Annotated in this window: 15 protein-coding genes; 5 read left to right on the forward strand and 10 right to left on the reverse strand. The window is 41.2% G+C overall.

Features of this window, described 5'->3' with window-relative positions; all coding sequences use genetic code 11:
* Positions 1–177 precede the first annotated feature (177 nt).
* Positions 178–834 (forward strand): ribosome biogenesis GTP-binding protein YihA/YsxC, encoded by a 657-nt coding sequence (gene yihA / locus AAEY57_RS03250; RefSeq protein ID WP_350314508.1) that lies wholly within the window; start codon positions 178–180, stop codon positions 832–834.
* On the opposite strand, the gene AAEY57_RS03255 is transcribed toward yihA, so the two are convergent.
* The 3 genes from AAEY57_RS03255 to polA form a co-directional block, all read right to left on the reverse strand.
* Positions 835–1,353, reverse strand: a complete 519-nt coding sequence (locus tag AAEY57_RS03255) for a DUF1285 domain-containing protein (RefSeq protein ID WP_350314507.1) — start codon at positions 1,351–1,353, stop codon at positions 835–837.
* Positions 1,350–1,937 (reverse strand): YceI family protein, encoded by a 588-nt coding sequence (locus tag AAEY57_RS03260; protein ID WP_013463874.1) that lies wholly within the window; start codon positions 1,935–1,937, stop codon positions 1,350–1,352. Before AAEY57_RS03260 ends, AAEY57_RS03255 begins: the two co-directional genes overlap by 4 nt.
* A 500-nt stretch (positions 1,938–2,437) precedes the next feature.
* The gene (gene polA, locus AAEY57_RS03265; protein ID WP_350314506.1) at positions 2,438–5,173 is read right to left on the reverse strand and encodes a DNA polymerase I; all 2,736 of its coding nucleotides are present in this window, start codon (positions 5,171–5,173) and stop codon (positions 2,438–2,440) included.
* Between the two features lie 510 nt (positions 5,174–5,683).
* Here polA and elbB point away from each other — a divergent pair.
* The 3 genes from elbB to AAEY57_RS03280 all read left to right on the forward strand — a co-directional run bounded on the left by elbB (position 5,684) and on the right by AAEY57_RS03280 (position 9,686).
* Positions 5,684–6,331: an isoprenoid biosynthesis glyoxalase ElbB gene (gene elbB, locus AAEY57_RS03270; RefSeq protein ID WP_350314505.1), complete on the forward strand. Its 648-nt coding sequence runs from the start codon at positions 5,684–5,686 to the stop codon at positions 6,329–6,331.
* A gap of 223 nt (positions 6,332–6,554) precedes the next feature.
* The gene (locus AAEY57_RS03275; RefSeq protein WP_016899314.1) at positions 6,555–6,947 is read left to right on the forward strand and encodes a c-type cytochrome; all 393 of its coding nucleotides are present in this window, start codon (positions 6,555–6,557) and stop codon (positions 6,945–6,947) included.
* Positions 6,948–7,121: 174 nt separating this feature from the next.
* Positions 7,122–9,686, forward strand: coding sequence for a bifunctional diguanylate cyclase/phosphodiesterase (locus AAEY57_RS03280; protein ID WP_350606296.1), 2,565 nt, complete (start codon positions 7,122–7,124; stop codon positions 9,684–9,686).
* 13 nt (positions 9,687–9,699) lie between these two features.
* Here AAEY57_RS03280 and rep read toward each other — a convergent pair whose 3' ends face one another.
* On the reverse strand, positions 9,700–11,718 hold the full coding sequence (gene rep / locus AAEY57_RS03285) for a DNA helicase Rep (RefSeq protein WP_016899315.1): 2,019 nt from the start codon (positions 11,716–11,718) through the stop codon (positions 9,700–9,702).
* 113 nt (positions 11,719–11,831) lie between these two features.
* Between rep and ubiK the strand changes: the two genes are divergently transcribed.
* A complete protein-coding gene (gene ubiK, locus AAEY57_RS03290; RefSeq protein WP_008112735.1) occupies positions 11,832–12,095 on the forward strand; it encodes a ubiquinone biosynthesis accessory factor UbiK in 264 nt (87 codons plus the stop codon).
* Positions 12,096–12,143: 48 nt separating this feature from the next.
* Here ubiK and AAEY57_RS03295 read toward each other — a convergent pair whose 3' ends face one another.
* The 6 genes from AAEY57_RS03295 to ilvD all read right to left on the reverse strand — a co-directional run bounded on the left by AAEY57_RS03295 (position 12,144) and on the right by ilvD (position 19,323).
* Positions 12,144–12,788, reverse strand: a complete 645-nt coding sequence (locus tag AAEY57_RS03295) for an NAD(P)H-binding protein (RefSeq protein WP_350606300.1) — start codon at positions 12,786–12,788, stop codon at positions 12,144–12,146.
* 1 nt (position 12,789) lies between these two features.
* Positions 12,790–13,455: a carbonate dehydratase gene (gene can, locus AAEY57_RS03300; protein ID WP_024602124.1), complete on the reverse strand. Its 666-nt coding sequence runs from the start codon at positions 13,453–13,455 to the stop codon at positions 12,790–12,792.
* A gap of 10 nt (positions 13,456–13,465) precedes the next feature.
* The gene (locus AAEY57_RS03305; RefSeq protein ID WP_350606301.1) at positions 13,466–14,650 is read right to left on the reverse strand and encodes a methyltransferase; all 1,185 of its coding nucleotides are present in this window, start codon (positions 14,648–14,650) and stop codon (positions 13,466–13,468) included.
* 132 nt (positions 14,651–14,782) lie between these two features.
* Positions 14,783–15,766, reverse strand: a complete 984-nt coding sequence (locus AAEY57_RS03310) for an ABC transporter substrate-binding protein (RefSeq protein ID WP_350606304.1) — start codon at positions 15,764–15,766, stop codon at positions 14,783–14,785.
* Positions 15,767–15,910: 144 nt separating this feature from the next.
* Positions 15,911–17,464 (reverse strand): threonine ammonia-lyase, biosynthetic, encoded by a 1,554-nt coding sequence (gene ilvA / locus AAEY57_RS03315; protein WP_013463863.1) that lies wholly within the window; start codon positions 17,462–17,464, stop codon positions 15,911–15,913.
* A 2-nt stretch (positions 17,465–17,466) separates the two neighbouring features.
* Entirely contained in the window at positions 17,467–19,323 is a 1,857-nt protein-coding gene (gene ilvD / locus AAEY57_RS03320) for a dihydroxy-acid dehydratase (protein ID WP_013463862.1), read from the reverse strand.
* Between the last annotated feature and the right edge of the window lie 42 nt (positions 19,324–19,365).

A 19,365-nucleotide genomic window follows, 5' to 3' on the forward strand; every position in this document is an offset into this window, starting at 1 on the left:
AACCTATAAATTATAGGGTTTTGAGTAAAATTAAACGCTAAGCCAGTTAAAATGTACTGTCAGCAATGATCTTACATGCTCAAATACACTTTTTAATAGCTACTTTATAGTATAAAATACGCGCCACGGGTGAATTTGGTTTACCCAATGTTATTTTTTTAAGTTTTAGGAGAGCCTGTGCTCAAATCTCGTATCAAGTATAACACTGCGTCTTTTGTTACAAGCGCGCCAGACATCACTAAATTACCTGCTGATACGGGAATTGAAGTCGCGTTTGCCGGTCGCTCTAATGCAGGTAAATCAAGTGCGCTAAATACCCTAACCGATCAAAAGTTAGCACGAACCAGTAAAACACCCGGCCGTACTCAGCTGATCAACACCTTTGAACTTGCCGATGTAGATAATATGCGCCTAATTGACCTACCTGGCTATGGGTTTGCAAAAGTGCCGATTGAAATGAAAAAGAAATGGCAAAAATCGCTAGGCGAATACCTGCAAAAACGTCAAAGTTTAAAAGGTATTGTGGTATTAATGGATATTCGTCATCCATTAAAAGATTTAGACCGCGACTTAATTAATTGGGCTGTAGGCAGTGAAATTCCGGTATTGGCACTATTAACTAAAGCCGATAAGCTAAAGCAAGGTCCGCGTAAATCACAAGTTCTTAGCGTACGTCGTGAGTTAAGTGAATTAGATGGCGATATTACGGTTCATGCATTTTCATCACTTAAAGGCACCGGCTTACCAGAAGTCGCTAAAAAGCTAGATGAGTGGTATTTAGGCCCAATAGTGGCCGTTCCACCTGCTGATTTAGTAGCGCCAGATAGCGAATAATTACTGTAAGTAAAATTTCTGCTGTGCGGAGGTAATAAAATAGCCGAGCTCATCTGTTTCGGCTATTTCAGCCCACTGATAAAACACATTTCGCGCAACTCGCGCAAAGCAGCCGTAGGGTAACTGCATATAAGGCACAGCCGCGCCTTTGTAGTCATTGATATAAAGTGACTCAGAACGACTTAATAACCATGTACGGTTTAAGTTATCAATACAACAAATAACACTTCCCTCTGATGTCTTTTCACTATGCCAATTTACAATAATAAAAGGCGCATCCTTCACCTCAATTGCGATTTTTTCTACGGGTGTTTTTAAGTAAAACTGACCATCTTCGTTGCATAATACACTGGCAAAAAGTTTCACCATTGATTGACGGATAATTTCACTACCTGCGTAAAACCATTTACCTTGCTCATCAATCAATAATGATAACTGCCCGCAGTGAGCGGGCTGCCATTGTTCAAAAGGTTTGCTTGGCTCGCTGAGTTGCTTGCTAAGCTCGTTAAGTGAAATCACTGTTTTTTAAATGTCAGTGCAAAAGTAACTGGCACGGCAGTAGCAATTGAAGGTAATCCGGCTAATTTTTGTAACTGCATTACCCCTTCAGTGATCTTAAAGTCATCACTGTTGATAATGATAGGGGTGAATGATGCCACACTTAAATCTCCATTGGCCGCACTGCTTACGAGTACATCAACAGCAAGTGGCTTTTTATGACCATGAAAGTCTAGCTCAGCGCTAATACCTTTTAATACGTACTGCCCTGGTTGCTTAATAAGTGACAACTTATCAGATAAGTCAGCGGTTAATACTGCGTTTGCAAACGTGTCAGACTCAAACAATATCTTACTTAAACGTTCGTTACGGATTGGGATAAAGGTTTCGGCTGAGGTTAAATCAACGTTTACGCTAAATTGACCCTGATCGCTCAGCTGCCCTGCTAACTGAGTAAAGTGACTTGCTTCAGCAATGCTATTTTTTTTAATTGATACAAAACTTAATTGGCTTTTATCGTTCAATAGTTGCCAGTTTGCCGATGCAGCACCTGAAACTAGTAAACATGATAAAGATAAACCTGCGATAGCTAACGTTTTAAACATAATGCACTCCTAAAATAAAAAGACTTATACCGGTAAAAATAATACTTTGATCAGCCCAGCTGAAAATCATTAGTTACTGTGTGGTAAATCGAAAATGCTAAGTAGACTGATAGTATCACTTGAAACGCTAAGTGCAATTAGAGAATAAATTTAACGCTTGGATGCAAGACAATAAAAAAACGGCCCATCAAATATATGATAGGCCGATATAGCAAACTGGGGAGAAGCTATTAATACGTTGCATCTTACGATGCATCATCAACAGGATGTCCTACAGGATGAGGACGGGCGGCACTTTACCAAAAGCAAGTGTAAAAATACAAGCATATTATTGATAATCGTAGCGAATTGACGAACCTCTAACGATTTAATACAAACTGCTGTTTAATTTAACTTTTTTTTAACCTGCAAGATGAAGAAAAAGCGCCTAGCGGCGCTTTATTATTCTCTTTTTGGACTCTGTATTTGGCCTATATTAAAACCAGTACAGTAGCGCTAAATTAGTGTGCTTGTTCCCAGTTATCACCTTCGTCAGCTTCAACAATAAGTGGTACATCTAACTGCGCCGCTTGTGACATCAGCTCACAAATCTGTTTGGTATATTGCTCAGTACATTCTGTTTTAATCTCAAATACCAATTCATCGTGTACCTGCATGAGCAGCTTAACTGTATTAGGTGCTTGCTGATTAACCCAAGCATGCACGCTTAACATCGCTTTTTTAATAATATCAGCCGCAGTGCCTTGCATCGGTGCATTAATTGCTGCGCGCTCAGCGCCTTTGCGACGAGCGCCATTGCGCGCATTTATTTCTGGTAAATGTAAGCGACGGCCAAAAATTGTTTCTACATAGCCATTTTCGGCTGCTTTCTCACGCGTTGTTTCCATGTATTCTAAAACATCTGGAAAACGCTCAAAATATTTATCAATATAATGCTGCGCTTCATGGCGTGGTACATCAAGTTGACGTGCTAAGCCAAATGCTGACATGCCATAAATTAAGCCAAAGTTTACCGCTTTAGCTTTACGGCGCATATCTGATGTTACCTCTTCAAGCTCAACCCCAAATACTTCAGCAGCCGTGGCACTGTGAACATCTAAGCCATTAGCAAATGCGCTTAGTAATCCCTTATCTTGCGAGAGATGCGCCATAATACGCAGTTCTATTTGGCTGTAATCGGCAGCCACAATTTTATACCCATCTGCGGCAATAAACGCTTCACGAATACGACGCCCTTCCTCTGAACGAATAGGAATATTTTGTAAATTAGGATCGCTTGAGCTTAATCGACCTGTTGCTGTTACCGCTTGGTGATAAGAAGTATGCACTCGCTGCGTGCGTTCATTGACTATCAAGGGTAACTTATCGGTGTAGGTTGATTTGAGCTTAGATAAACCACGATGCTCAATAATCACTTTAGGCAATGGGTAATCATGCGCTAACTCTTGTAGTACTTCTTCTGCTGTAGAGGGCGCGCCTTTAGGTGTTTTTTTGATAACGGGCAATTCGAGCTTTTCAAATAACAGTACCTGAAGTTGCTTTGGTGAGCTTAAGTTAAACGGTTCGCCCGCGATTTCAAACGCTTCTTTTTCAAGCTCAAGTAATCGCTCACCTAAACGTTGGCTATGCGTGGCCAACATGTTGCTGTCGATAGCAACACCGGTGCGCTCAATATCAGAAATAACACTTACTAGTGGCATTTCTATATCTTCAAACACCGATTTTAGTTTTTCATCCGCTTCAAGTTTCGGCCATAACACTTGGTGCAAACGCAAAGTAATATCGGCATCTTCAGCGGCATAAGGCGCTGCTTTTTCAAGTTCTATTTGATTAAATGTAAGCTGCTTTTTACCTTTACCAGCAATATCTTCAAAGCTAATATTTTTGTGGCCTAAGTATTTAAGCGCCAACGAGTCCATATCATGACGAGTACCTACGCTGTTAAAAACATAAGACTCCAGCATAGTGTCGAACTTAATACCATTTAATTCGTAGCCTGCATTGGCAAGCACGCTTTTATCGTATTTTAGATTTTGACCTACTTTAGCTTTATTTTCGTCTGCTAATATTGGCCCCAACTTTTGCATCACAAATTCAAGGCTTAACTGATCGGGCGCACCGGGGTAATCGTGTGCTATTGGTAAATAAGCCGCTTCCCCTGCTTTAACCGCAAAGCTCATACCGACCAATTGCGCTTTCATATACTCTAAACTGGTTGTTTCTGTATCAAAAGCAAATAGCTCAGCTTCATTAAGCTGTTCTATTAATGTCTCAAATTGGGCCTCAGTTAAAATAGTTTCATAGTGCGCATCTTCAACTTTTGGCAGCTCATTCTCTTGCGTTGGTACTGCTAAATGTGTGTCGGCATCTTTTGGGTTGTCTAGCAATTCAGCTAGCCAACGACGAAACTCACATTCACCGTATAAGGCAATTAATTCGTCTTTATTCGGTGTTTGTAATTTAAAAGTATCAAGATCAGATTCAACCTCAACATCACATTTAATAGTGGCAAGCTCATAGCTTAACGGTAAATGATCAATCGCTTTTGCCAGTTTCTCGCCTATTTTACCTTTTATATCAGAAGCATTATCAATTACGCCCTGAAGCGATCCGTACTTTTGTAACCATTTAACTGCTGTTTTAGGTCCACAACCCTCAACGCCAGGAATATTATCTACTTTGTCGCCCATTAAAGCTAAATAATCGATAATAAGTTCAGGTCCAACACCAAACTTTTCAACCACAGTTTCGGGATCTGAAATACTGTCGGTCATGGTATTAATCAAGGTTACATGCTCATTGACCAACTGCGCCATATCTTTATCACCAGTCGATACCAGCACATGACGTTGTTGCTCAGAGGCAATCCGTGCAAAAGTACCGATTACGTCATCGGCTTCCACGCCCTCAATACTAATTAACGGAAAACCCATTGCTTTGATAATACTGTGCAGCGGCGCTATTTGAGTACGCAGATCATCAGGCATTGGCGGACGGTTCGCTTTATACTCACTGTACATATCATTTCTGAAGGTTTTACCTTTGGCGTCAAATACCACCACCATATGTGAGGGATCATATTGTTTGATCAAACTTTTAAGCATGTTTACCACGCCATAAATGGCACCGGTGGCCTCACCCTTAGAGTTGGTTAGATGTGGTGGTGAATGATAAGCACGAAACAAATATGAAGAGCCATCAACTAAAATAAGCGGGTTTTCGGGGATCTGAGCCATGGTAAAATTGGATCCTAAATACAAAAAAGTAATATGAGTGTAAGCATGCCATAAGGCAGTAAATAAAACGACTGTGAATTAATGTGAGTAATCGCGCTACATTTTTAGTAAGTTGTGGATAACTATGTAGATAACACCCACAAGCAATTCATCCGAAGCATCTTGAAATGCCTAGATTAATTTGTAATTTATTGTTTTGTTTAAAAAAAGATAATTCGAGGTTCTTTTTTATTATTTTTTTATTAATGTGGAAAAAGCATTTATACCGTCACTGGTTTTATAACCCACCTTAATTATTTACGTCCATTTAAATAACTGGATGAGCATTCTAGCATAATGGATCAAAGATCATAGCGATCCTTTATAATTTTTTTCATGGCTACTAATCACTAAATGGCATATAGCGCATAACAACGTGCTTTGCGCCTAAAAAACGAGCAAATAAATTTTTAAATCGGCTGATTCATCGTGTTAAACTTTATTTAAGAGACTTTAATGGAGCGAAATGATATGAAAAATATAGCTGTAATTTTAGCAGGTTGTGGTGTGTTTGATGGGAGTGAAATTAATGAGGTGGTACTGACTTTATTTCACATTGAAAAAAATAATGCTCAGTATCAGTGCTTTGCACCTGATATAGAGCAGTACCAAACCATTAATCACATCACTGGTGAAGAAATAGCACAGCCGCGAAATGTATTAGTTGAATCAGCTCGCATCACCCGTGGCAATATAAAGTCACTCGCTGAATTAGACGTTACACAATTTGATGCACTCATTGTCCCTGGGGGCTTCGGGGTAGCTAAAAATCTATCTGACTTTGCTATTAATGGCACTAACGCTAAAGTAAACGAGGCAGTACTTAGCGCTTGTAAAGCGTTTGCGGATGCAAAAAAAGCCACTGGTTACATGTGTATTGCACCGGCTCTATTGCCTTTTATTTATCATAAACCTCAGCTTACTATTGGTAATGATAGCGACACAGCCGAGGCTCTTAGCACATTAGGCGCTGAACACGTAGAGTGTAAAGTGAATGATATTGTTATTGATAAAAGCAATAAACTCGTTACGACACCGGCCTATATGTTGGCACAATCCATTATGGATGCAGATGCAGGAATCGATAAGTTAGTGCGTAACGTATTAGCTATGAGTTAGTCGTAAGGGCTTTGATCGCATTAAATGCGTGATGATCCCGTTTTATAATTTAACTATGCGCTAAACCATGTAATTTTATTGAGTTAAGACAATCATTAGTCGTATTTCTAAATAAAATCGACTCTGAGCATTTTATAAATGACTTAGTGGAGTTATAATTGGTTTAAATTCCGTCATTTAAAATCGTGATTGATCACGTTCAAATTGAAGTGGGCAAGGCAAAATGAAAAAACTATCAGCTGCAGCATTACTTGTGCTAGCAACCACCGCATACGCACAGCCATATGATAACTCTATGACTGAAGATGCAATTAAAAAACGTTTAGCGCCTATCGGTGCTGTTTACCTTGAAGGTGAAAAAGTAGCGGTTGCTGCACCAACAGGGCCTCGTTCAGGCGAGCAAGTATATCAAGCGGCCTGTTTTGCTTGTCATGGTACAGGTGCTTTAGGCGCTCCTAAATCAGCTGACGATTGGGCTCCTCGTATTGCTAAAGGAAAAGATACCTTATTAGATCATGCAATCAACGGCTTCAATGCAATGCCGCCACGTGGTACATGTATGGATTGTTCTGATGATGAAATAAGCGCAGCAATCGACTTTATGACTGCTAAATAAAATCAGTCAGGCTAAAACTATAAATGAAAGGCTTACTCACAGTAAGCCTTTTTTGTTTCTAATTATCGACTTTTCGCAGCATAATTAAGATAAATATCTACTTGACGCAAAATGTTAAAAGTGGAACTATAATGATTAATAACTATACAAAAAATTATAACTGGTTAAACATCATTGGAAGATAAACTCATTGTACCGAGTAGCGTAGTGCGCCAAAATAAACGACTAAAAGCACTATTGAAAAAGTACAAACATGCCTACCACCTCCACAATGCCCTGATACAGCTATCAGAGCAAGCAAGTACTGTTGCCGAATTAACCTTACTTTACCCAGCTATTCATGACATTTTACAAAAGTATGTCCCGAGTAAAAGCTTTTATGTGGTGCTTGTTGAGCCGCAATCACAACAGTTGGAACTGTCTTATTTTTCTGATGAAAAAGATGGAATTTCTGTACCACTTAATCGGGAGAATAATTTTGAAGAAGGCGCAACGGGTTATGTGTTTAAGCAAGGAAAGACCACTTATTTCACTAAGCAACAAATGCATGATGCTGCACAGCAAGGCTTATTCAAAGCATTAGGTACACCTGCAGAACACTGGGTAGGCGTTCCAGTTTATCAAGAAAAAAATATTATTGGCGTATTAGCAGCGCAAAGTTACGACACTGAGCAAGGTTATAGTTCGCAACAAATAAACCTACTTGAAGCAATGTCACTTTATTTAGCGACAGCTATTGAACGCGTTAAGAAACGAGAGTTGCTCGAATCAGAAGTAAAACTAAGAACCCGTGCATTAACGCAAAGCAATGATGCTTTAAATGTTGAAATACAACAGCGAAAAAGCGCCCTGCAACGCCAGCAAATATTATTTAAAATTTCAGAGCTGACAACTCAAGCTAAAAACCTAGATGATGCTTATTTTCAAATACACGAAATAATAAAAACCATCACTTACGCAAAAAATCTTTATATTGCCTTGTATGATAAAGAAACGGGCTGGATTAGTTTTCCTTACAGTGTTGACGAATTTCAAGGCAGCACCCAACCAAGGCGCTTTGCAAAAGGGTACAGTGAGCTGGTGATCAGCACCGAAGAAACACAAATAATTCACCCGCAAAGAGCACAAGAGTTATTAGATAGTGGCATTGTAGAGCGTGAAAAACCAATTGATGAATCTAGAAGAGCCACCAGCTGGCTTGGCGCTCCGCTAAAAACATCGCAAGGAGTTATAGGTTTAATTGTTTGCCAAGCTTATAATAATGAACACCTTTTCACACAAGATGATGCAGAACTCATAACCTTTGTATCGCATCAAATTGCCACGGTATTACAAACAAAATTAGCCTCACAGGCGCTGAAAAAGAGCCACCAAGAGCTCGCTTCTCGAGTAAACGAAAAAACCAAAGAGCTAAGCCAAGCAAATTTGCATTTACAGATGCAAATTGATGAGCGTAAAAAAATAGAGCAGCAGCTGTATCACGATGCGCACCATGACTCATTAACAAGCTTGCCTAATCGTAATTTATTTTTAACGCAGCTAGAAAAAACGCTACAGTTTTACCAACGTCACCCTGATGAGCACTTTGCAGTACTGTTTATTGATCTTGATAAATTTAAAGATATAAACGACCAGCTTGGGCACCATGCCGGAGACGAATTTTTAATTAGCGTGGGTCAGTTGTTCTCTCAATGTATCCGTGAGCATGATTTATTAGCACGCTTAGGGGGAGATGAATTTGTAATTTTACTCACTCATTTAACCGAGCCAAACCAAGCTGAAGATGTTGCAAATCGAATCATCAACATCATGCGAAAACCTTTTTGTACAAAAGGTATTTGTGTGCAAAGCGGCGCGAGTATTGGTATCACTTATTCAAAACAAAGCTATAAACATACAGATGAAATTATTAGAGATGCTGATGCCGCAATGTATTACGCTAAAAACTCTGGTAAAAATCGCTTCGAATTATTTCACCCGTTACTCACAGAGCCAATGCTGCAACATGAGTCACAAACATTGCACCATCTTGATGTATTACCTATGACGTTTCGTAGCTCAGATATTATTTCTATGGATGAGCATTATCAATATGCCTCATTATTTGAAGCGTTTGGTGAACACCCTGTACTTGGCTTTACTAGTTTTGATATTTTAAAGAAATTTGCAAGTGATAAAGAACAGCATATAAAAGTAGAACTCCAACTGATTTTACAAGCGTATCAACAAGCGAAAGACTCTGAAATAAGCGTTGCTCTTCTGCCTTGCTCAAGTCTGCTTTTAGAAAAGCATGAGTTCTCTTTATTAACTGCTGCACTAAAGCAGCCATTAAACATTGATCCACTTTGTTTGTTGTTTGATGATCAAGAATTACGTTACGCCAGTGCGCTGCAACTAGAAAACTTAAAACAGCTTAAAGCGCTGGGCTACTCTATTGGTCTAAATAATTTCGCAAAGGATAAATGCGAGTTTAATTTAGTGACCGAGATAGAATTTGATTACTTACTATTAAGCTCCACTTTCAGTAAACGAATATTGCAGCAGGAATGCTATGACTTGCAGCTACAAGGTTTGCTGGCTATCACTAAACTTAAACACATTAAAGTGATTGCTAAAGGCCCGTCAATATTAAACTTCAGAGCCCTTTTAGATAAGCATGGCTTGAACTTGTTTGTTGCCAAACAGCACCCACTTAAAAGCGCGATACGTTCAACACTTATAAGCTCAGAATCAAAATAACGCTAAACACATGCTATTGTGGTTTTTTTAGCATTGCCCTTAAATTTGCAACCCGAGCTTGGCCTTTTTCCATGCGTTCAGCTTGAGTATTAGGCGCTTTTTTGTTTTCAAAGGCTAAGTCATCTTGGGGTAGCTCTTGCACAAACCGGCTGAGCTCCGTTTGCGATGTTTCACCAAATTGACGACGAATTTTAGCATAGGTTAAGGTTAGCTCTTGCTGCGCACGGGTAATACCCACATACGCAAGGCGGCGCTCTTCGTCTACGTTATCTTCATCAATGCTTACTTGGTGTGGTAATAGCCCCTCTTCCATGCCTACCATAAATACATAAGGGTACTCGAGCCCCTTTGAAGCATGCAGCGTAAGTAATTGTACCGCATCTGCTTCATCTTCCTCTTCGTTACGCTCTAGCATATCGCGCAGGGTCAACTTACTAACCACTTCAGCTAACGTCATTGGTGGGTTATCGGCATCGCCAGTCAGCATATCGGTGATCCAACGGTACAGCTCCGAGACATTTTTCATCCGCATTTCGGCGGCTTTGGCACTCGGTGATGATTCATATAAATAGGCTTCATAATTAATATTTCGCACTAAATCTTTTACCGCTTCTAAGGTATCGCTGCGAACTGCGTTATCCGAAAGCTCAACCACCCAACGGGCAAATCCAGCTAACGCATTAAAACCACGACCTTTTAGTCTGTACCCTAAGTCGTTATCAAAACAGGTGGCAAACAAGCTTTGATGTTTTTCATTGGCTAAGGTGCCTAGTTTTTCAAGCGTCACCGTGCCTATTTCACGCCGTGGCGTATTCACGATTCTTAAAAAGGCATTGTCATCATCTTGGTTCACTAAAAGGCGTAAGTAAGCCATGATATCTTTAATTTCAGAACGTGAAAAAAACGACATCCCGCCGCTAATTTTATAAGGTATACGGTTACTCATTAACGACTTTTCAAAACCACGCGCTTGGTGATTACCCCGGTACAAAATCGCGTAATCTTTATAGCTAGTGCGCTTCATAAACTTATGCGAAATGATTTCTGCAACCACACGCTCAGACTCATGCTCTTCATCGCGACAACCAATGACTTTAATTTGCTCACCATAGCCAAGTTCACTAAAGAGCTTTTTTTCAAACTCATGGGGGTTATTTGCAATTAATATATTAGCCGCTTTAAGAATGCGCCCTGCACTACGGTAATTTTGCTCTAGTTTTATTAATCTTAATCCTGGATAGTCTTTACTTAATAGCACCAAGTTTTGTGGGCGAGCACCACGCCAAGAGTAAATAGACTGATCGTCATCTCCTACCACAGTAAAGCGTGCACGTTCACCAACCAGCAATTTTACTAATTGGTATTGGCTGGTATTAGTATCTTGGTATTCATCCACCAGTAAATACCGAAAACGCTGCTGCCAACGTTCACGTGAAGTGGCGTTACTGCTTAAAAGCAGCGTGGGGATCATAATTAAATCATCAAAGTCGAGTGCATTATAAGCGCGAAGTTGGTTTTGATAGCGTGCGTACAATTGAGCGAACAAGGCTTTTTGTGGCTCTCTGGCTTCGCGAATAGCTTGCTCTGGTAAAATGAGTTCATTCTTCCAGCTACCAATTTGCATTTTAAGTAGATTAAGTAAGTCTTTGTCTTTTTTAAGCTCATCTTCGGTTAAATCACCGAGTAGTTGATTCGTATCTTGGTCGTCAAACAGCGAAAAACCAGGCTTAAAACCCAGTGTTTTTAACTCTTTTTTGATGATTTCAAGCCCGAGTGTATGAAATGTAGAGACCCATAAACCTTTAGACTCTTGCTTTCCTAAGGTTTGCAAAACCCGCTCGCGCATTTCTTTAGCCGCTTTATTGGTAAAGGTAACCGCCGCAATATTACGCGCTTGATACTCACACTTCTGTACTAAGTAAGCAATTTTGTTGGTGATAACTCGTGTTTTACCCGAGCCTGCGCCAGCTAATACTAAGCAAGGACCACTAATGTACTTTACCGCTTCATCTTGTTTAGGATTGAGTTTCATAACGACCAGCTGATTGCAAAAAGACGGGCAATTTTAACGTAATCACTACAATACGCCTAGCCAATAAGGTAATATTAGTTATTATCATTTTAGGCAACAGGCAAGGGACGACTATGATTAACCCAGCAAAACTTGAAGAAATTGCGAAACAGATCACTAATAACATGCCACAAGGTGTAAAAAACCTGGCTGACACACTTGAAGGTAAAACTAAGCAAGTGTTACAAAATAAGCTTGCCGAAATGGACTTTGTAAGCCGTGAAGAGTTTGATATTCAAAGCCAAGTGCTGATCCGCACCCGTGAAAAGCTAACTGAATTAGAAGCAAAAGTAGCGATACTTGAACAGCAATTATCGGCAAAAACAGACGCAGAATAATAAATATAACGCCATAGACGAACCTGCTTTATGGCGCTAATCAATCAGTTATTCAAATAGCTCGTCGAGCACATAGTAACCCGTTGCTTGTTGCTGCTCTATGCTCACCCTTAGCAATTTATTAGCTACTTGCTCACCGGTTATTGGTCTATACCGTTTGAAGATGCCAAAACGCGTTAACAGTGGCAGTACCACCTCACCTAACTTTTCTGCAATTCTAAGCTCTGATCGCTCGCCGACTAACAAAGACGGTTGCAATATACTCAAGCGCGAAAAACCAAGCTGCTTTACCTGCTGCTCAAGTTCCCCTTTGATTTTTAGGTAACGGCTCATGCTATGCGCATTTGCGCCACTTGATGACACCAAACAATAATGAGGAACACCGTTATTGGCCGCCATTTGCGCACAAATAAATTGGTATTCAAAATCAACTTTACGCTGTCCTGCTGCGCTTCTAGCTTGCTTTAACGTGGTGCCTAAGCAGGAAAAAAACACGTCACCTTTGAATAACTCAACGTAATGTGTCAGGTTCTCAAAATCAATAACATGGCTAGTTAATTTAGGATGAGAAAAGTCTAATTGGCGGCGCGATAAGCTCACTACTTTCGTATAGCAAGGAGATGCTAACAGCTGTTGTAATAACTGGCTGCCCACTAAGCCGGTACTGCCGATTATTAACGCCGTTTTAGCCATATTAAGCGTGACTACCCGCTGACTTGTTCAGTACATGGTGTACTGCCTTTTTATAGCTAGTGCATTCTTCTTCAGCGCAGCTAACTACCGACTCTAAATCATGCAGGTGACCGTTTTCTAATCCATATACCCAGCCATGCACTGTGAGCTCTTGACCTCGTAACCAAGCATCTTGAACAATGCTAGTGCGCGATACGTTACGCACTTGCTCAATCACATTAAGCTCAATTAAACGATCAAGACGCTGTTTTTCTGGTAGAGCATTAAGTTGCTCTAAATGCTTTTCTTTTACATCACCAACGTGGCGTAGCCAGTTATCAATAAAGCCAAAGCGATCTTCGTTTAATACCGCTTGTACACCACCACAACCGTAGTGGCCAACAACCATAATATGTTTAACTTTTAATACTTCGACCGCATACTGCATAACCGATAAGCAATTATGATCTGTGTGCACTACCACGTTGGCAACATTACGGTGCACAAACAATTCACCTGGTAATAAATCAACAATTTGATTAGCAGGAACTCGTGAGTCAGAACAACCAATCCATAAATATTCTGGATTTTGTTGCATCGATAAAATTTTAAAAAATTCGGGATTAGCTTCGCTCGTTCTAGATGCCCAGCGTTTATTATTTTCTAGTAGGTTATTTAAATTTCTCATTACATCTCTTTTAGGTCGAGGGCGTTAAACTGGCTAAAATTAAAATATTACGGGGTGTTAATTGCTTCTCACAAAATGTACTAACACTGACGTTATAGCCTTGCTGTTGCAAATATAAAGCACGATCGAGCACAAGCCAAACTTCTATTGCTCTTCTAAACACATGTCGAACCAGTTCAACTCGCTCGGTTATCTTTTTTCGCGCCTGCCCAATCAATAAAAATTTATTGTAATCAATATCTTTTGGCAGTTTTAAGGCTTTTTTATCTGCCGCCCACTTACAAAATGATTCAAACGAATCTGAAAATATTGCTTTATTCACTGAGGGCACACTAACATACGCCGACTCACCGGTGAGTGACTTTCTTAAAGCATCAAACCCGAGTCGCCACTCAACTTCTGTTTTTCGTACTTTGCCCACTCGCGATGGAGCCGTGACGGTTTCTTGCAAGGCGAGTTTTAAATCTCGATGAGTTAAATTAAGCGCACTTCGCTTCGCCTGTTCGCTCATTGCTTGATAATTATTCTCGGTAAACAAGTGATAGCAACAAGGTGAAAAACTAATTTTTGTTACTTTGGCCGCACTGGCTTGATGCATAAAAGTTTGATGTAACGCACCGCAGGCATGTAAAGCAACGGCATGGGTTTGTGGGTTAAAAAAATCCTGAGTGTTATCTGTGAGTACATCAGCTTGGCTAAATTGCATAGCAAGCCCCTGTTGCTGCGCACTTTTTTGTCCTTGCTCACATAAGTGAGATTGTAGCTCAATACTGTGCACGCTCGGCGCACCATTAAAAGCTAACATTCGTCCTAAATGGCCTTTGCCTGCACACCACTCTAAAATAGGCTGTTCATTGGCAGGTAGCGCACCAACAAAGTCTTGTAGCTGTGTAAACTTTCGTCCTTTAATACCGTTACTAATCCAAAACGGATAATCCGTTCGACTGCTTGTTATGACAGGGAGTGAAGCTAATCGGCTTAATTGCTCAATACCGGGTATGTAAGGTGAAAAAAACTGATAAAGTTGCGCTTGATCAGTATCTAACTCAGCAACGTCCTGATCAGTTAAAGCAGTTAGGGGGTCGTGTAATTCAGGCCACGGTAAACAGTCAAAATCAAACGCAGTACATTGCCAATACGAGCGCGTATTCATCAGTAACGAATCGAGGGCAGTAAATTGCTCAGTTAAGGTCATAACAGCTTAAAATATTAAAAAGGCAATAAATTATACCAGTACACTCGCGCCTAATTAAGCGGTTATTTTTTTAACCTCGCAGAGCAAGGGGATTACTTAACTTTCCCACCTTTTCTATTGGTTAAATTACCATTAGCGTGCTTTGAACATTAACCGTAAATAAAGGGGAATAGAAATAATACTAATAATAATGGCTGCAATCAGCATCCAAGAAAGCTGCAACGTTTCTTGTTTTTTATATTTATAAATAAAATCGGCTTTTACTTCGTCAAACTTTGTTTGGTCAATCTCATATAAATCAGCAATTAAACGCCATTTGGCCATCGACATATTACCCACATTGGTGCTTGGTGGCGCAATATAGTCTTTTAGCACTTCGGCCTCATAAGCTAATTGATGAAAACTACGCTCAGGGGCATAAAACTGCTGAGTAATGGCGATGGCTTCATCCATATTCATTACCGCATAGCGCCACCCTTTTAAACTCGCTTGGTAAAACTTTTCTACCGTATCGGGGTGGTACTTAATCATGTTATCACTGGTAAATAAAATATCTGCGTATACGTCCATACCATAACGTTGTGGACATATAAGTCGATGAGCAATACCTTGCTGATCCATATAATAAGGTAAGTCGGTAACATAGACTTCGATGGCATCTATTTTATTTTCCATCCATGCTTGTTGTAATTTATCGCCTTTGTATATAGCCAACTTTTCGATATTTATGCCGCTGCGCTTGAGCATAGTTAACAACTCAGAATTGCTCTCTTTACTCACTTCACTTACACGTTTATTGACAAAATCACGGGCATGAAAAATATCAGAGCTTTCTTTGACCATCCAGCAATAAGGAGAAAACTGTAATATGGCAGCCATTGCTACAAAGGGTTTACCTGCAATGCGCTGCTGTAATATACCAGAATGCGCAACCCCAAATTGGGCTTCACCACGCTCTACCGCGCCAAAACTATTGGGTCGTTTTTGATCTGCAGGCACAATAGTGACGTCTAAACCGGCCTCATCATAATACCCTTTTTGCTGAGCCATATAATAACCCGCAAATTGAAATTGATGTGTCCACTTTAATTGTAGTGTGACTGATTCCTGCGCCATTAACTGGGTGCAAAAAAGGCAGACGCTAATTATCATTCCTTTAAGTAACAAAGAGAGTTTCCAAAAAACGTAGTGATTAACGTAACTATATGTAAAGCAGCTGATAAAGCAAGCATCCACAGAAGATGCCTGCTTAAAATAGGATTATGCTAAGGCGAGCTTTTCAAGCTTTTCTGCTTGAGGTTGTGTGGTTAAAAACTGGGTGAAACACGGGTTATGGGTTTCGTCTTGAACACTGTAACCTAGGCGGTTTAAGTGCTCATTAAACATCTCATATTGACTTGGCTCAATAGCAAAACCTGCCAATACATTACCCGTTGAACCACCATGATTACGGTAGTGAAATAAAGTGATATTCCAATTACTACCCAGTGTATCTAAAAAGCGCGCTAACGCACCTGGGTACTCTGGAAACTCAAACCGCAGTAAGCGTTCATGTAGCTGCTCTGGCGCTTTACCACCAACCATATACCGTACATGAAGTTTTGCTAATTCGTTATCTGACAAGTCGCAAAACGAATAGCCATTATCGGTTAGGCTTTGTTTAAGCTCCTCAAGTTCTGCTAATCCTTGGCGCAGTGCAATACCAACAAAAATTTGCGCCTCGCCAGGCCCCGCATAACGATAGTTAAATTCGGTAATAGCACGCCCACCTAAAGATGCACAAAACTGTTTAAAGCTACCGCGTTTTTCATCAATTGTTACCGCTAATAATGCTTCGTTCTTCTCACCTAATGCAGTTCGTTCAGCTACATAGCGTAAGCGATCAAAATTTAAATTAGCACCAGACAAAATAGCCGCTAAGTTTAACCCCTTTAAACCCGACTGCTGAGACCATTTTTTAAGCCCTGCAGTTGCAAGTGCGCCTGAAGGTTCGGCAATAGCACGGGTTGATACAAAAATATCTTGCATGGCTGCACATATTTCATCGTCTGATACGGTTACCACTTCGTCGCAAAACTTTTGCGCCAGTCTAAATGTTTCGCTACCAATTATTTTTACGGCAACACCATCGGCAAAGCTTCCAACTCGTTCTAGCTCTACAGGCTCACCCGCTTCCATGGCAGCTTTTAAACAAGCGCTTTCATTAGCCTCGACCCCAATCACTTTAATATCTGGGCGCAGCGATTTAATGTATACCGCCATACCCGCCAGCAATCCGCCGCCGCCAACAGGAATAAATACCACGTCTAAGTCGTTCAGCTGTTGCATTAGTTCACGGGCAACTGTGCCTTGACCAACAATGACATCGGGGTCATCAAATGGAGGGACAAATACGCCGTTTCGCTGCTCAGTTAATTCAAGCGCATACGCCTTTGCGGCATCAAACTGATGACCATGTAACACGACCTCCCCGCCCAATGCCCTTACCGCATTAACCTTAATTTCAGGCGTCGTTACGGGCATAACAATGGTGGCTTTATGCCCTAGATGTGAAGCACTCAGCGCCACCCCTTGAGCATGATTGCCTGCCGATGCGGTTATCACGACCGAGCCCTTTGGCAGCTTATTTAATTTATTAAAAGCACCGCGTAATTTAAACGAGTACACCGGTTGCTGATCTTCACGCTTTAACCAAACATGATTACCTAATCGTGCACTCAATTCGGCCATTTCACTCACCTCAGTCACCTTAGCTAAAGGCTCCATATTGGCTTGGATAATCGCGCGAAAATAATCGAGTTCTTGAGAAACCATACCTAGCTGAGCTCCTCCAGTTTGGCTAAATCACGCACCGCACCTTTATCGGCACTGGTTGCTAGTAGCGCATACGCTTTAAGCGCAGATGACACATAACGATCGCGGTTAAGCGGCTTATAAGCTTGTTTACCACGAGCCAATTGTTTTTGCCTGCGAGCTTCGAGTTCCTCATCGCTTAATGCTAAAGTGATTTCTCGAGTAGCGATATCGATGATAATTTTATCGCCATTTTCAACATAAGCTATCGCGCCACCGCTGGCTGCCTCGGGAGACACATGGCCAATTGATAAACCTGACGTACCACCCGAGAAGCGACCATCGGTGATCAAGGCACATTTTTCAGCCAAGCCTTTTGATTTTAAGTAGCTGGTTGGGTATAGCATTTCTTGCATGCCTGGGCCGCCTTTAGGGCCTTCGTAACGAATTACAACCACATCACCGGCTTTTACTTCGCCATTTAAAATCCCTTCTACAGAGTCATCTTGTGATTCGTACACCACAGCGGTGCCTTCAAAGTGCAGCATTTCATCGACAACGCCGGCACTTTTAACAATACAGCCATCAACCGCTAAGTTACCTGAAAGTACCGCGAGGCCGCCATCTTGACGAAATGCATGTTCAACACTGCGAATACAACCATGTTCACGGTCATTATCCCCTTCGTCCCAACGGCAATCTTGGCTCATGGCTTTAGTAGTACGAATACCAGCGGGACCCGCGCGGTAAAACTTTCGCGCCACTTCGTTATTAGGATCCGTTGCATCCCATTTTTTTACCAGCTCACCCATGGTCATGCCGGCAACATGATTAACCGATAAATCAACCAAGCCGGCTTTACCAAGCTCGCGTACTATGGCCATCATGCCACCAGCGCGGTGTACGTCTTCAATATGGTATTGCGCGGTAGCTGGGGCAACTTTACATAAAAACGGGGTTTTACGTGAAAGTTCATCAATGTGTGACATATCAAAATCAACGCCAGCTTCTTGTGCCGCTGCGAGTAAATGTAATACCGTATTTGATGAGCCGCCCATGGCAATATCAACCACCATAGAGTTCATAAATGCGGTTTTATTAGCGATGGCACGAGGCAGTACGTCTTGGTTATCTTTTTGGTAATACTCGCGGCATAAATCAACGATGCGAGCACCTGCTTCAACATACAATTGTTTACGGTCTTTGTGGGTCGCAAGCGTGGTACCGTTACCCGGCAGCGCAAGGCCTATTGCTTCTAATAAACAGTTCATTGAGTTGGCAGTAAACATCCCTGAACACGACCCACAGGTAGGGCATGCAGAGCGTTCAACTTGCTCTGAGTCGGCATCACTTACCGATTCATCGGCACCTTTAACCATGGCATCTACTAAATCGAGTTTAATATCGATATTGGCTAATTTAGTTTTACCCGCTTCCATAGGGCCACCCGATACAAAAATAACCGGTATATTTAAACGCAGCGCCGCTAACATCATCCCAGGGGTGATTTTGTCGCAGTTTGAGATACAAATCATCGCATCAGCACAATGGCCATTGACCATGTACTCTACCGAGTCGGCTATTAAATCGCGCGATGGCAGTGAATAAAGCATACCGCCGTGCCCCATGGCAATACCGTCATCTATGGCGATGGTATTAAATTCTTTTGGAACACCGCCCGCTTGGGTGATGGTTTCAGCCATTAGTTCACTAAGCTGATTAAGATGCACATGCCCCGGCACAAATTGTGTAAATGAGTTAACCACAGCAATAATTGGTTTACCAAAGTCGGTGTCGGTCATGCCTGTTGCACGCCATAATGCTCTTGCGCCTGCGCGTTTACGTCCTTCAGTAGTCGTTGCACTTCTTAATTTAGCCATAGTTACCTCAGTATTTGCCGCAATAAATGCGGGCATTCCTCA

It is taken from the genome of Pseudoalteromonas sp. MER144-MNA-CIBAN-0113 (assembly GCF_040308965.1).
GTDB lineage: Bacteria > Pseudomonadota > Gammaproteobacteria > Enterobacterales > Alteromonadaceae > Pseudoalteromonas > Pseudoalteromonas tetraodonis.

Excerpts from the sequence above, each read along its gene's own strand:
- AAEY57_RS03260 (WP_013463874.1), bottom strand. The coding sequence starts at position 1,937 with ATGTTTAAAACGTTAGCTATCGCAGGTTTATCTTTATCATGTTTACTA.
- polA (WP_350314506.1), bottom strand. The coding sequence starts at position 5,173 with ATGGCTCAGATCCCCGAAAACCCGCTTATTTTAGTTGATGGCTCTTCA.
- elbB (WP_350314505.1), top strand. The coding sequence starts at position 5,684 with ATGAAAAATATAGCTGTAATTTTAGCAGGTTGTGGTGTGTTTGATGGG.
- AAEY57_RS03275 (WP_016899314.1), top strand. The coding sequence starts at position 6,555 with ATGAAAAAACTATCAGCTGCAGCATTACTTGTGCTAGCAACCACCGCA.
- rep (WP_016899315.1), bottom strand. The coding sequence starts at position 11,718 with ATGAAACTCAATCCTAAACAAGATGAAGCGGTAAAGTACATTAGTGGT.
- ubiK (WP_008112735.1), top strand. The coding sequence starts at position 11,832 with ATGATTAACCCAGCAAAACTTGAAGAAATTGCGAAACAGATCACTAAT.
- AAEY57_RS03295 (WP_350606300.1), bottom strand. The coding sequence starts at position 12,788 with ATGGCTAAAACGGCGTTAATAATCGGCAGTACCGGCTTAGTGGGCAGC.
- can (WP_024602124.1), bottom strand. The coding sequence starts at position 13,455 with ATGAGAAATTTAAATAACCTACTAGAAAATAATAAACGCTGGGCATCT.
- AAEY57_RS03305 (WP_350606301.1), bottom strand. The coding sequence starts at position 14,650 with ATGACCTTAACTGAGCAATTTACTGCCCTCGATTCGTTACTGATGAAT.
- AAEY57_RS03310 (WP_350606304.1), bottom strand. The coding sequence starts at position 15,766 with ATGGCGCAGGAATCAGTCACACTACAATTAAAGTGGACACATCAATTT.
- ilvA (WP_013463863.1), bottom strand. The coding sequence starts at position 17,464 with ATGGTTTCTCAAGAACTCGATTATTTTCGCGCGATTATCCAAGCCAAT.
- ilvD (WP_013463862.1), bottom strand. The coding sequence starts at position 19,323 with ATGGCTAAATTAAGAAGTGCAACGACTACTGAAGGACGTAAACGCGCA.